General features: G+C 40.4%; 10 protein-coding genes. 8 read left to right on the top strand and 2 right to left on the bottom strand.

Going from position 1 to position 13,895, the window contains the following annotated elements; all coding sequences use genetic code 11:
- The first annotated feature begins 6 nt into the window (after nucleotides 1-6).
- The 8 genes from ADS77_RS05960 to ADS77_RS05925 all read left to right on the top strand — a co-directional run bounded on the left by ADS77_RS05960 (nucleotide 7) and on the right by ADS77_RS05925 (nucleotide 9,615).
- Complete coding sequence (locus ADS77_RS05960) at nucleotides 7-945, top strand: LysR family transcriptional regulator (RefSeq protein ID WP_054203544.1); 939 nt, start codon at nucleotides 7-9, stop codon at nucleotides 943-945.
- Between the two features lie 170 nt (nucleotides 946-1,115).
- Entirely contained in the window at nucleotides 1,116-1,559 is a 444-nt protein-coding gene (locus tag ADS77_RS05955) for a ferritin-like domain-containing protein (RefSeq protein ID WP_054203543.1), read from the top strand.
- 216 nt (nucleotides 1,560-1,775) lie between these two features.
- The gene (locus ADS77_RS05950; RefSeq protein WP_054203542.1) at nucleotides 1,776-2,171 is read left to right on the top strand and encodes an ExbD/TolR family protein; all 396 of its coding nucleotides are present in this window, start codon (nucleotides 1,776-1,778) and stop codon (nucleotides 2,169-2,171) included.
- 135 nt (nucleotides 2,172-2,306) lie between these two features.
- On the top strand, nucleotides 2,307-5,123 hold the full coding sequence (locus ADS77_RS05945; RefSeq protein WP_054453400.1) for a TonB-dependent receptor: 2,817 nt from the start codon (nucleotides 2,307-2,309) through the stop codon (nucleotides 5,121-5,123).
- Nucleotides 5,124-5,168: 45 nt separating this feature from the next.
- Complete coding sequence (locus ADS77_RS05940) at nucleotides 5,169-6,479, top strand: DUF5690 family protein (RefSeq protein ID WP_054453398.1); 1,311 nt, start codon at nucleotides 5,169-5,171, stop codon at nucleotides 6,477-6,479.
- A gap of 8 nt (nucleotides 6,480-6,487) precedes the next feature.
- Nucleotides 6,488-7,297 (top strand): phosphonoacetaldehyde hydrolase, encoded by an 810-nt coding sequence (phnX, locus tag ADS77_RS05935; RefSeq protein WP_054203539.1) that lies wholly within the window; start codon nucleotides 6,488-6,490, stop codon nucleotides 7,295-7,297.
- The gene (locus tag ADS77_RS05930) at nucleotides 7,297-8,697 is read left to right on the top strand and encodes an FAD-dependent oxidoreductase (RefSeq protein WP_054453397.1); all 1,401 of its coding nucleotides are present in this window, start codon (nucleotides 7,297-7,299) and stop codon (nucleotides 8,695-8,697) included. Before phnX ends, ADS77_RS05930 begins: the two co-directional genes overlap by 1 nt.
- A gap of 213 nt (nucleotides 8,698-8,910) precedes the next feature.
- A complete protein-coding gene (locus tag ADS77_RS05925) occupies nucleotides 8,911-9,615 on the top strand; it encodes a GntR family transcriptional regulator (protein WP_231658960.1) in 705 nt (234 codons plus the stop codon).
- Between the two features lie 34 nt (nucleotides 9,616-9,649).
- On the opposite strand, the gene phnW is transcribed toward ADS77_RS05925, so the two are convergent.
- Complete coding sequence (gene phnW, locus ADS77_RS05920) at nucleotides 9,650-10,753, bottom strand: 2-aminoethylphosphonate--pyruvate transaminase (protein WP_054453395.1); 1,104 nt, start codon at nucleotides 10,751-10,753, stop codon at nucleotides 9,650-9,652.
- A gap of 144 nt (nucleotides 10,754-10,897) precedes the next feature.
- A complete protein-coding gene (locus ADS77_RS05915) occupies nucleotides 10,898-13,894 on the bottom strand; it encodes a TonB-dependent receptor plug domain-containing protein (RefSeq protein ID WP_054453393.1) in 2,997 nt (998 codons plus the stop codon).
- Between the last annotated feature and the right edge of the window lies 1 nt (nucleotide 13,895).

Here is a 13,895-nt window from a genome sequence, read left to right as displayed (position 1 = left end):
CACACAATGAACATCAGCAAAATAGACTTAAATTTACTTGTTTATTTGGATACGTTATTACGCGAATGTAATGTTACGCGTGCCGCAAACCAACTGAGCATCACACAGCCTGCAATGAGCAATGGCCTAAAACGCTTACGTAACTTATTTAACGACCCCATTTTAGTTCGCACAAGTGATGGTATGGTACCCACAGAGCGAGCGCTTGAATTACAGCCAGTGATCCGCGGTATATTAATGACACTCGAAGAGACACTTGCTCCTAACCGCGAGTTTGAAGCCAGCCAAAGTAAACGCGTGTTTCGTATTATGGCTAGTGATTACGCAGCCAGTACACTTGCGCCTAAGCTACTCAGTAAGCTGCATACAGAAGCACCTGACACCACTTTAGACATTTTGACTCCAAGCGATGTAACCTTTCATGATGTTGAAAATGGTAAGGTCGATATGGCGATCAATCGTTTTGAAAATTTACCGCAATCGTTTCATCATAAACGTATATGGAAAGATAGCTTTTGTTGTTTAGTTAAGGCTGACAACCCGATAATTGAAAGTTTTAGTCTAGATAGTTATTTAAAAGCACGGCATATTTGGGTAAGTAAAACAGGCTTTGGTGTGGGTGTTGGCATGGATCCTAAAGATGTGCAAAAACTGGGCTGGGTAGATGAAGCACTCGCCCACTTTGGTAAGCATCGTAACATTGCCACTTTTACACGTAATTATCATGTCGCAATTCATTTAGCAAAAGAGCAAAACTTAGTCGCTACATTACCCTCAAAGGCCGCCAATATTTATTTAGATGACCCAGGTTTAAAGATCCTCGATCCTCCTTTCCCAATTCCACCTTTTGAGTTAGATATGATCTGGAGCCCATTACTGCACAGAGACGCAAGTCATATTTGGTTAAGGCAAAAAGTAGCTGAAGTTGCTGATGAGTTAAAGTAACAGTCTTACATACTCCTGTGTAAAATTTGCTTACGTCTATTTCTAAGTGAATCTGATAAATTTAAATAATACTTTAAAATCAAATGCATAACAAAAACAAAATAATGGAATGACCATTGCTTTAAGTTAATTGAACTTTAATATTCATTTAACTTAAAGAGGTCAACATTATGAATACCCATCAAGGAACAGAAGTAAATCATATCACTGACATTATCCAAGTAATGAACAGCGGCATCGATTTTTATGAAAAAGCTCAGGAGAAAGTTCAAGATCCTGCCATAGGTGCACTTTTTCAACGTATGATCGACGCACGTAAAGTGAGCATTGAAAGCTTACAACCTTACGCTATTAATGAACAAGGTGAACGAGAAGATGGCTCCTCTTTTGCTGTTGAAGCTCGCCGTGCTTACACCGCGCTTATTACTAAGTTCAGCTCAAATAACGACCAAACCTACGTTAAAGAGCTAGAAGAAGTAGAAGACAAAACACTCGAAGAAATAAAGTCAGCCATGCAAAAACCACAGCCACATGATTGTGAAGCTGCATTATCAAAAGTACTGTTAACAATGCAAAGCTGCCATACAGAAATGAGCCGTATGCAAAAGCATTAATCAAACTTGTTATACAAAGCCCAGTGTTCACGCTGGGCTTTTTTATGCCCGCATAAAATTAACCTTTATAACAATGCAGCGCAAAGAATTAATAAAAATAAAACATTTATTTAACCACAGCTCATTTTCACTCTACTAGTCTTACTAATAGGTACCTAATACCGCTGTGGCGCCGCAGCATTTATTTAAACTTAATAAATATAATAAGGTTCCATTATGAGAAATAAACAACATGTAAAACAAAATAACGCCGAGGCAGATATGACGCCCATGCTTGATATTGTGTTTATATTATTAATTTTTTTTATTGTTACAACTTCATTTGTTAAACCCGTAGGTATTGAGTTACAACGCCCTGTAGATAACCCTCAAATAGATAAGCAATCTAAAAATGCGCGCTTCACCATTGACCAAAGTAATGCGGTATATTTTTCCGGACGGTTAATTGATTTAGACCAAGTTGCAACTAATCTCGCCATGTTCGCAGCCAAATATGAAATTACTACCGTGCAAATTGCCGCGAACGAAAACAGTACACATCAAACATTAGTGACCGTAATGAATAATATTAAAGACTATAATAATTACCCTATAGCACTCACCTCCCACTAAAAACTATAAAAGGGCCTTTCGGCCCTTTTTCATAAATAAATCTTTTCGTCACATGTTTGTAAAGATAGCCGTTTATTATTAGCTTTAACAAGGCTGGTCTAGACCAGATATTTTAAACTTGAGGCTGAACTAATAATGAAACGACATGCAATAGCAACGGCAATATTACTAAGTACCAGTGCATTACTTGTTACCCATAATACAGTTGCTCAAAACGCAACATTTGTAGGTACAATTAAAGATAACAAAACACATTTATCAGGTGCGTTAATTAGCATTGTAGGCACTGATAAAAGTACGGTTACCAACTATCAAGGCCAATTTGAACTACCTAAGCTTGATGCGGGTAGTTATCAATTAAAAGTATCTTACTTAGGGTATCAACCTTATTTAATTGATATAAATATTGCAGAAGATGAGGTAAAAAAACTAAAACCAATCACCCTCTTCGCAGTAACAAACGATAATGCTATTGAAGAAATTATTGCCGTAGGACACATTCAACGTGGTGAAATGGCCGCTGCAAATAACCAAAAAAATGCTAAAAGCATTAAAAATATAATCTCTGCAGATGGGATTGGTAAACTCCCCGACCGAAATGCTGCTGAGGCTGTGCAACGTATCCCAGGTGTATCAATTGAGCGAGATCAAGGTGAAGGTCGCTTTGTTGCCGTTCGCGGTTTACCAGCACAGTGGAGCTCTGCAAGTATAAATGGCGATCGTTTACCTACCGCCGAGGAAGAAACCACCAGCCGCGCCACTGCATTTGACTTTTTCCCTAGTGAACTCATCGAGTTTGTCGAAGTATCTAAAGCGCTTACACCTGATATTGAAGGCGATGCGATTGGCGGCAACGTAAACTTTGTAACCAAAAAAGCACCCGATGATTTTGTATTTAATACCAATCTTGCTATTGGCCAAAATGAATTAGCTGATGGTACAAATTACTCCGCTAATGTGCTTTACGGAGATAGACTCCTTGATGACAAGTTAGGGTTCTTAATTAATGCGACCGCTTGGCAACGAGATTGGGCCACTGATAACTATGAACCTCGTCGCGGTAATGACGGCTTAGGTATTTATCGATTAGAGCTACGTGATTACACGGGTACACGCGAAACCTATGGCCTTAATGGTGCTATTGAATATCAGTTAGAGCAAGGAACTTTAAGTGCTACAGCTATGTATGGCACACTAATAGATGATGAAACGCATTACAAACATCGCATGCGCTTTGATAAAAACCGCGCAGAAGTACAACATATCCGAAATGAATTAATTACTGAAATGACCGGTTTCGAGATTGCCGGTGAGCACTACTTCGGTTACGACAAAACCCTTTCATGGAAACTCTCTAGTTACGAAAACGAGTTTCGTTATGGTGATACGCCTAATACCGATGACAACAGCTATTTTGTCGTGCGATTTGATCAAAAAGATGTCGGCTATCAAGGGCTAGAAGACCGTGGAACGGGTAAAAATTATGCCTATAACACGGTTGATAACGGCAGCGATCCTTGGAATGCAATCAGTAATCACTTACCCAATGGGTTTTCATTCGATCCCAGTAAAGCAAAGCTCTCTTGGGTAGAGCTTTATAAAGTATTCGTTAACGAAAAAGATAAAATTGTCGCCAGCACAGATTTTGAATGGCAACTAGACAGCGATTTAATATTAAAAGTAGGTGCTAAATATCGTGATAAAGAACGCGTAGCGCGTTTTAGTGATGAGTTTTACGCATGGGATGAAGCTCAGTATGGCGTAGCACCTACATTAAGTGATTTTAGTTTGTCAGACCAGCCAGGCAGAAATGACTACTTAAATGAGCTAAATATTGACTATCAAAGTCAATTTTCGCAGGTTGCCGCTACTGATGCTTTGGCACAATTTTGGAATAAAAATAAAGAAAAATTTGTACTTGATAAAAGCGAGTCTGCTTTAGTCGAAAATGGCGGTGCACTTGGTCGTAATTTTGATGTGAGTGAACAGCACGCATCGTTATACGCAATGGCAACTTATACTTTTAATAGCCAGTGGGAAATGTTAGGAGGATTACGATTAACACAAACCGATACGAAAGTTGACGGTTACCTGTATTTAGCTGACGAGGATAAAGTCATCCCTAGCAGCGCAAGTAACGATTATCTCTCTGTGTTACCAGCATTGCACCTTACCTATCATTTTGATGAGCAAACAAACTATCGCTTAGCGTTAACTCGCTCATTTTCTCGTCCTGATTTTGGCTCCCTTACCCCTGGCGCAACTTATTTAGAAGCAGAAAACGAACTTGTTACTGGTAATCCAGAACTTGATCCTACTTATTCAAATAATCTCGACTTTATGGCTGAGTACTTTTTTGAAAGAGTCGGTTTAATTTCTGCGGGGGTGTTCTACAAAGATATCAGCGACCCTATTTTTCAAAGTAGTTCAATGGGTAAGTTTGGCAACAAAAGTAGCGTCAATATTATTCGCCCAGAAAATGGGGATAGCGCGTGGCTTGCTGGAGTTGAAATGGCTTTTAATCGTGACTTAGCCTTTATTAATCCTGCTTTGGAAAGTGTGGGCGTTATGGTCAATGCTACATTTATGGATTCACAAATGAGCATCCCAGGCAGAACCGACAAGGTCGCGATTTCACGCCAAGCCGATAACTTATATAACTTTACCTTGTACTACGATGATTCATTTTTTGCTGCGCGAATTGCGCTTAACTATAAAGGCGAATATATCGAAGAGCATGGCAGCAACTCACAGTCTGATAGCTATTATGGCGATAACACCAGTGTTGATTTTACTACGTCATATCAGCTTAACGATAATGCATTAGTTTATTTAGAGTTAAACAATCTAACTAACGAGCCACTTAAATATTACTTAGGCGATGAGAGTCGCCCTCTGCAAGTCGAATATTACGGTGTGCGTGGCATGATTGGCATTAATTACCAATTCTGATCACTTCTATGTTGTGCGGGGCTGTGCCCCGCAAAGGATTGCTTTATGTTTACTCAACCACAATGGCTAAAACGTGCTCACGGTATTGGCTTTGTTTTATTCGCCGCCAGCTCTGCGTTTATGACTTACTTTTGTATGTACGCTTTTCGAAAGCCCTTTACTGCAAATAGTTATACCGAGTTTGACGATCCGAGCTGGCAAGTCAGCTTTAAAATAGCTTTAATTCTTTCACAAGTTTTAGGCTATCTATGCGCTAAGTTTATAGGCGTTAAGGTCATTGCAGAAATGCGTCACCAACAACGCGGTCTAGCGATCATTGCCATGATCGCGGGTGCCGAATTATCGCTGATTTTATTTGCCATCACACCGGTTGGTTTTAATATTGTCTGGCTGTTTTTTAACGGTTTATCGCTTGGCATGATTTGGGGAATTGTGTTTAGTTTTTTAGAAGGCAGGCGCACCTCTGAAATTCTTGGTGCGGTGCTCAGTGTTACCTTTATTCTCGCCTCTGGTTTAGTCAGAAGTGTTGGCAAATGGCTAATTGACACTTTAAATGTACCTGAACTGTGGATGCCTGCTGCAACCGGCGCGCTTTTTTTGCCGATACTATTACTGAGTGTTAAATGTTTAACATTATTACCTGATCCAACCTTGGCAGATCAGCAAGCCCGTCAACAGCGCTTACCTATGGATGCCAAAGCACGCTGGCAGTTTTTTAAACGTTATTGGTTTGGTATCAGCGCTTTGATATTGAGCTTTTTACTCTTTACAGGCTTTCGTGATTTTCGTGACAACTTTGCAGCGGAAATATGGCAAGCACTGGGGTACGGGCAAGAGCCTGCTATTTTTGCTTATGCGGGGATCCGTATGGCACTCATCGTACTAATCGCTTTGGGCGCAATGGTACTGGTGAAAAATAATAAAACCGCATTTTACGTTAATCATGCATTTATATTATTTGGCGCTTGCTTACTTATAAGCAGCACTTTGGCTTTTGAAAGCCAATTACTTAGCGCCAAAGCTTGGATGGTGTTACTCGGTGCAGGCCTTTATATTAGCTACATTCCCTATAACTGCTTCTTATTTGATCGAATGATTTCTGCCGTTGGTTCAACAGCTAACGCAGGGTTTTTAATATATCTAGCCGACTCTGCTGGCTATTTAGGCTCTGTGGGCATTTTACTCTATCGTACCTTTGTAATGCCTGAAATCAGTTGGCTGAACTTCTTTATTACCGCCAGTTACTGGGTCGGCACTGTGGCTGGCTTTTTAGTACTGTGCTCATTAAGTTACTTTTCAATTCGTTTATCTACACAAAAAACATCTGCGCCAACATTGGCCTCTATAAATATTTAAGGAACATTATGACAAAGTTAGAAGCACTCATTTTAGATTGGGCCGGCACGGTTGTTGATCATGGCTCAGTTGCTCCAACCACCATTTTTGTTGAAGCATTTAAAACCGCGTTTAATTTCGAAATCAGTTTACAAGAAGCGCGCATTCCAATGGGCATGGGTAAATGGGATCACATCGCAACATTAGGATCACTTGCTGATATTAAAGCGCGTTGGCAAACGCAGTTTGGTGCGCCTATGAGTAATGACCAAATTGATCATATTTACGAGACTTTTATGCCATTACAAAAAGCCAAAGTCGCTGAGCGAGCAATGCCAATTGCAGGGGTATTACCGGTGTTAAATCGCTTAAAGCAACAAGGTTTGAAAATAGGCAGTTGCTCAGGTTATCCTCGCCAAGTTATGGATATATTAGAAGTTGCGGCGGCTGAATATGGTTATAAACCCGATCACAGCGTGGGCAGCGATGAATTATCAGCAGGATCTCGCCCAGGTCCTTGGATGGCCCTTGAAAATGTAAATGTATTGGGGATCAGCAATGTCGCACATTGCGTTAAAGTCGATGACTCAGCACCTGGAATTGCAGAAGGCTTAAACGCCGGAATGTGGACAGTCGGCGTTGCATTAACAGGCAATGCAGTGGGCCTAACAGAGTCACAATGGCAAGCATGTTCACAAACCGAACAAGATGAACTTACCCGTACAGCCTACCAGCAACTTTATTACAGTGGCGCACATTACGTGATTGATTCACTCGCTGATATTGAGCCTATCCTTATGCAAATTGAAGCAAGACTTGCACGTGGAGAGCGCCCTTAATGACATATCAACCTTTTTGGTTTGATAGCGCTATAAATGAGGAGGCCGCTGCGCCTTTTCATTTATTACCCCAAGGGCATCACACTGATGTATGCGTTATTGGTGGCGGGTTCACCGGTCTTTGGACTGCAATCAATATAAAGCAACAACACCCTACAAAAAAAGTAACCATTATTGAGCAAGGATTATGCGGCCAAGGTGCATCTGGGCGAAATGGTGGTGCAATGCTAACCTGGTCAACAAAGCTTCCTAGCCTAATTAAGCTTGTTGGTTTAGATAACGCGCTATTTTTAGTTAAGCAATCTGAACTAGCCGTGCATGAAATAAACGCATTCACAAAAGAACAAGGTATTGACTGTGACTGCAGAATTGACGGATGTTTTTATACCGCCTCTAACCGTGCACAACTGGGCTTGCTTGATAACGCTTTGGATTGTTTAGATCAATTTAACCTCAATTCTTGGCAAAAGTGCACTGCTGAGCAACTATTACAAACAGGCTCAAAACAAAATTTGCATGCTCATTTTTCTGCTCATGGCGGCAGTATCCAACCAGCAAAATTAGTCAGAGGGCTTAAGCGTGTTGCCCAACGAATGGGGGTTGATGTTATTGAGCATTGTCGTTATATACAGCATCATGACCATGAGCCAATAAATGTCACCACCAATCAAGGGGCGTTAGTTTGTAATACCCTTATCTTTGCTGTTAATGCGTGGCTACCCACTTTACAAAACAAGTTTTCTCGCTCAGTAGTCTTGGTTTCAAGTGACATGATCATCACCAAACCAATACCTGATGTACTCGAGCAACTCAAGTTAAATCATGGTAGTGCAATTATTGATTCTCGTACTTTTGTTAACTATTACCGCAGCACCTTAGATGGGCGTTTAATGCTTGGCAAAGGTGGAAATTTTTTCAGTTATGGCAATAAAGTACATCCCAAATTTGATCAACCAAGTCACTATAAAAAATTACTTGATAGCTCATTAGCTCATTTTTTCAAAGGGCATGAACTGCCTATCGAACGCACATGGACTGGGCCATCTGACAGAAGTGCCACTGGCTTTCCTTTTTTTGGACATTTAAACGCACACCCACACGTGCTTTATGCTGGTGGTTATTCTGGTAATGGTATTGTTCAGTCTTATTTAGGCGCAAAAATACTCTCAGCTATGGTGCTCAATAATAATCCACAATGGCAACACTGCGGATTAGTAAATCAGCCACTTAAGCAATTCCCAATAGAGCCTATTCGAACCACTGGCGCCTATATTGTGCGTAATGCTATTCGCCGTAAAGAATTGGCTGAAGATTTAAACTTGCAACCGCATAAAATCGACTGCTACTTAGCTAAACTCAGCGGTAGTGCAGCAAAAGTTGACACGCAATCACTCAGGTAATATACAATGTCTAAACAAGACTTTCCTATCATTACTTCAACAGAGGTAGAAATTAGTTTTTGTCTCTAACTTACGCAAACACTGACTACGATAGGACCTGTGCGCAGCTTTCTCACGATGCACAATGTGCCTTGGTAGCGCAACAACAAGGCCCACACATAAAAATTAGATCTTATTAATGTCATTAATACCGACTAAGCTATCGGATAATCAGTGGAAAACATAAAAAATATGCTTTTATTTCAAGAAATTCGCAATTATATCCTCGCCCTACTCCAGCAAGACGAAATTGCCACGGGCAGTAAGCTGCCATCAGAGCGGGCTTTACAAGAGCACTTCAACTCTACACGTATCACTGTGCGTGAGGCATTGATCCGATTAGAAGCAGAAGGATTAATTTATAGTCAAAAACGAAAAGGCTGGTTTGTCACTCCACATAAACTAAGATGGCATCCCGCAACAAAAGTTAACTTCTACGAACTTGCTAAGCAGCAAGGCTTCACAGCACAAACACGTTTAGTGAGTGCGAACAAAATTGATAATATTAATTTTACCGATATTTTTAGCGCACAGAGCCTATATCATCTGCAGCGAGTGCGTAGCTTAGACAATCGTGCAGTCATGTTTGAAGACATTTTTTGTGATGCGCAGCGCTTTGACGGTCTTAGTAAGCATTCGTTAAATAGCTCAATTACCGAGATCATGGCCAAACAGTATGCAACAAATGTAGTAAAAGAACAGAGCATTATTAGCGTAACGGTGCTTCCTGACGATGTCTGCGAGATGCTTGAAAAAAACAGTGGTACACCATGCTTAAAAGTAGTGCGTCAGCGTTTTGATGAGCAAGAAAAATTGGTTGATCATAATATTGAATATTGGTTACACAATGCGATTGAAATGATTGTCGAAGGCCAATAAAGCGATACGTCTAATATCGCTTTTATAGCTCAATTTATACTGTATCTTGCCAATAAAGATTACTTGCAACGGCGTCAATCAAACGATGCATATCGGCTGCAAATACATGGCCAATGTTACCAATACGAAAGCAATCCGCATCTGACACTTTACCAGGGTAAATCACAAACCCTTGATTTTTTAGTGTATTATAAAACGTTTTAAAATCGTAACCCTGTCCTGTTGGTGATAAAAACGAGGTAATAATCGGTGAATGCACTGACGTATTTAATAAAGGAGAAAAACCAAGCTTTTTCATTCCCGCGACAAGAATATGCTGATTTTCCTTGTAACGTTTATAACGCTCTGTGATCCCTCCCTCCTCTTCAAGTTCGACTAATGCCTGATAAAAAGCCCGTACAACATGAGTTGGTGAAGTAAAACGCCACTTACCATTGTTTTTCTCCATACAGTGCCACTGTGCAAAAAGATCTAAAGAAAGGGAACGTGAAACGCCTTCACTTTGCGCTATAATGTGCTGTTTGCAAATCACAAAACCAAAACCTGGTACACCTTGAATACATTTGTTTGCCGAGCTAATCATCACATCAACATGCCAATCGGCCAAATCGAAAGGGATCCCGCCAAAACTGCTCATTGCATCTAAAACAAACACCTTGTTATACGTTTTGGCCAACTGTCCCACTGCTTCGGCTGGATTTAACATACCCGTGGTTGTTTCGCAGTGAACCATCGCTATATGCGTAATATCAGAGTCGTTTAGTAAAACAGCTTCAATATCAGTTACATTTGGTAGTTGGGTTTCGGTGTAATTGATAATGTGTGTATTAATATTCAAATAGGTAGCAATTTCGCCTATTCGCTCACCATACGCCCCATTATTAATAACCAACAATTTATCACTGCTTTTTATTAAACTGCCAAGAGCAGACTCCACACTCGCTGTCCCGCTGCCTTGCATTAGCACACTGGTGTAACCTGGATGTGCAGTAGCAAGTGCCACCAGCTTAGCTCGAATTGCTTGAACTACACCTTGGTTATATTCATCATCCCACGTACACCAATCCTTTAGCATCGCTTTTTTTACTGTATCAGAGGTGCTTAGCGGCCCTGGGGTTAGTAGTAAATAATCATTCATTGTAATTTCCAACTCAATCTGGTCTAGTCCAGATAGTATTAAAGATTTCAACTTGAAAAAACAGTGAAATTTTTATGACAGATCAAAGCGAAAAAAGGGCCTTTAAGCCCTTTGAATATTAAATAACAATAGGAAAGTTATTTATTAAAAACGGTATTCTGCGCCGATATAATAATAAGCACCATTAAAGCCAAATGGAGCGGAACGGCGTGAGTACTCAAATATGCCACGGCTACTTATAACTGTGTTACCTTCAGCGTCTACAATTGTGCCAGAACGAGTATTGCCGATAATATTTTTATCTGGGTAAACGTCAAACAAGTTATTTGCCCCAATATTAACCGATAAATTATCTGTAACAAAATAATTCACTTTTACGTCAGTTAAGATTTCCGCCGAATAGGTTTGACGATCCACATCTTCTACCGTGTATTCACCAAAACGATTCAGAGATAAATTAACAGTCCAATCATCACGTTTATAAAGTGCACTTAAATTAATGCGATCTTCTGGCTGCCACTCTTCAATAATAGAAATTTCTTGACTAGAAAATACACTATCTGCGGGCACAGTTTCTAAACTAGAGCCATCAGGCGTAAATATTGACACTACATCTGTTTTCGTAAAATTAGCGGCAAGTGTAAAATCAAGCGTGCCACCGAGCCCTTCAGTATTCCATGTAGTTACAAAATCTACACCACGCGTTTCAGTATCTGCGCCATTTAAAAATAACTGAGCAGCGCCTACCCCTGCGCTAACTAAATCCTTAGTTAACTCCTCTGAAAGCCCTTCTCCTAAGTGGTTACTGATAACTATGCGGTCGTCAATATCAATTGAATAGTAATCAACCGTTACATTAATGTTGTCAGTCACATTATAAACAATACCAAGACTGCGGTTTTGAGATTTTTCCTCTTTTAGTTTTGGAATACCTAAACTTTGCGCAAGGGATGAATCATTTCTAAACGTACCCACCTGTTTAGCCACTAAATTGCCTTTATCCCCTATAAACTGCGTGCTTACGTTATTAAAATACAACTGCTGCATAGACGGTGCTCTAAAACCTGAGCTCAACGCACCACGAAGTGAGATATCATCAGTTACTGACCAGTTACCCGCCAATTTAAAGTTAACAGTATCGCCAAAGCCTTTGTAATTATCATAACGAAGTGCGCCGGATATAATAACATCTTCAATAAAGTAGGCTTCTGCGTCCATATAAAATGAAATAACATCACGCGACTCATCAACAGATGAAGCAGGAGATGAACCAACAAAACCTTGCGTACCAAAATCTGCGTCCTCACTGCCGACACCATTACTTAACCCCTTGTAAATACTTACCCCGTTATTTGTGTCGTAATCCCGATACGCATATTCATCACCTGCCAGTATTCTAAATTCATCGGTACGAATTTCGGCGCCCATTGCAAATGAGTAGTCATCAAAATCTTGCGTAAAATCAAGATTGATTGTTTGAAGTGATAACTCCATACCATAGGCATAGGCCTCGCGTGGGATCGTCGCTCGTATGTCAGCAGCACTTAAACCTTGGTCATAACGTAAAAAGTTTGCGTAAGATGCATTAATTGTGTCACTCGTCGTGTAACCAATGCTGTTTTCACCGTAGGTATAGGATAAATCTAAGCTTGCGTCGTTATCAAACTGTGTTTTATAGCCGAAGTTATACGAAATATCGTCGATAGTCGTATTAATTTTTGGTAAGAAACCTAACGGTATTGTCGCATCGTTATCTTGCAATACTGGATTACCACCGGCATTTGCATTATGACGGAAAAACGCAGCCGATTCGTTATCACGCGTTGAGTAAGTAATAAAACCATAAAGCTCGCCATCGCCAAGTTCATACCCGGTATTGACAGTCAAACCAAATTGTTGTGAATCAGCATCACCAATTCGAAAGGTATTACGATCCGCTGTTAACTCGCGTGGATCACCGGCTAAAAATACGCCTTTGATTAGTTCTTTACAACCATAAAATTGGCAAGAACCATGCAAGCCGGCGCGGTTAGTCGGGGCGCGGTCTCTGTAATTAAGAGTCACGTTTACATACCCTTCATCACCTAATGCAAACCCTTTATTAAAATCAAGATTGACGGTTTCGCCATCCCCTTCAGAATATTGACCATAATTAATGGCCGCTTTACCACCATCATCGGCATCTTTTAAAACAATATTAATTACACCCGCGATTGCATCAGAGCCATATTGTGCGGCCGCACCATCACGTAAGACTTCAATACGTTTAATCGCTGAAGCTGGGATCGCGTTCATATCTGTACCCGCAGTTCCACGCCCCACTGAAGTGTTGATGTGAATAATACTCGCTTGATGGCGACGCTTACCATTGATCAGGACGAGTGTTTGGTCTGGACCTAAACCACGCAATGTCGCAGGGCGTAATGCATCGGTACCATCACTAATTGACGAGCTTGAAAAGTTAAATGAAGGGGCAATAGACTGTAACATACGGCCAACTTCGGTTTGGCCTGTGTTTTCAAGCGCTTCGGCACTTAAAATATCAACTGGAACAGGTAAATCTTCAACTGAACGGCCCGCGACACGGCTGCCGACAATGGCTATTTTTTCGATGTTTTCTTTTGCTGTTTCTTCTTGTGCATTAACGGCTTGGCTGTTAGCTGCCATTAAAAGTGGTAATACAGCTGCACTGACCCCTGAAAGCTTCATCATGTTGTTATCATTCCTGTTGATTTGTTTGAGTTTTATACTCAGTAAACCATTTTGATCAACAACCGCATCGAGCTCAGTATTTTGCAACATTGTATTTAATGCATCTAACTGAGTGTAATAACCAAATACTGATTGGGCTTGGTACTGCTTTGCCAGTTCAAATGAAAAAACCACGGTTTGTTCTGTCTGTTTTGCAAAGTCAATCAGTGCTAGATCTGCTCGCTGCGCTTTTATATCAAATTGCACCATCTGTGACTGGACAGTATTTGCGTGTACATTGAAACTCAATGCTATCGATGCAAATACTGATAGACCACAATGGGTGTATGTTTGGTTACTGCGCAACTTATACAAACAGTTGAGGAAGAAAAATCCGCTACGTAATTTTATCTTTTTATTGATTATTTTTTTACTTTTTAGTTTTACCATC

Origin of the sequence: Pseudoalteromonas porphyrae (genome assembly GCF_001298125.1) — a bacterium.
In the GTDB taxonomy this organism is placed as follows: domain Bacteria; phylum Pseudomonadota; class Gammaproteobacteria; order Enterobacterales; family Alteromonadaceae; genus Pseudoalteromonas; species Pseudoalteromonas neustonica.
This window is presented reverse-complemented; position numbering and strand designations above follow the sequence as displayed.

Bases quoted from the DNA above. Each gene is read 5' to 3' on its own strand.
- ADS77_RS05960 (WP_054203544.1), top strand. From the start codon at position 7: ATGAACATCAGCAAAATAGACTTAAATTTACTTGTTTATTTGGATACG.
- ADS77_RS05955 (WP_054203543.1), top strand. From the start codon at position 1,116: ATGAATACCCATCAAGGAACAGAAGTAAATCATATCACTGACATTATC.
- ADS77_RS05950 (WP_054203542.1), top strand. From the start codon at position 1,776: ATGAGAAATAAACAACATGTAAAACAAAATAACGCCGAGGCAGATATG.
- ADS77_RS05945 (WP_054453400.1), top strand. From the start codon at position 2,307: ATGAAACGACATGCAATAGCAACGGCAATATTACTAAGTACCAGTGCA.
- ADS77_RS05940 (WP_054453398.1), top strand. From the start codon at position 5,169: ATGTTTACTCAACCACAATGGCTAAAACGTGCTCACGGTATTGGCTTT.
- phnX (WP_054203539.1), top strand. From the start codon at position 6,488: ATGACAAAGTTAGAAGCACTCATTTTAGATTGGGCCGGCACGGTTGTT.
- ADS77_RS05930 (WP_054453397.1), top strand. From the start codon at position 7,297: ATGACATATCAACCTTTTTGGTTTGATAGCGCTATAAATGAGGAGGCC.
- phnW (WP_054453395.1), bottom strand. From the start codon at position 10,753: ATGAATGATTATTTACTACTAACCCCAGGGCCGCTAAGCACCTCTGAT.
- ADS77_RS05915 (WP_054453393.1), bottom strand. From the start codon at position 13,894: ATGGTAAAACTAAAAAGTAAAAAAATAATCAATAAAAAGATAAAATTA.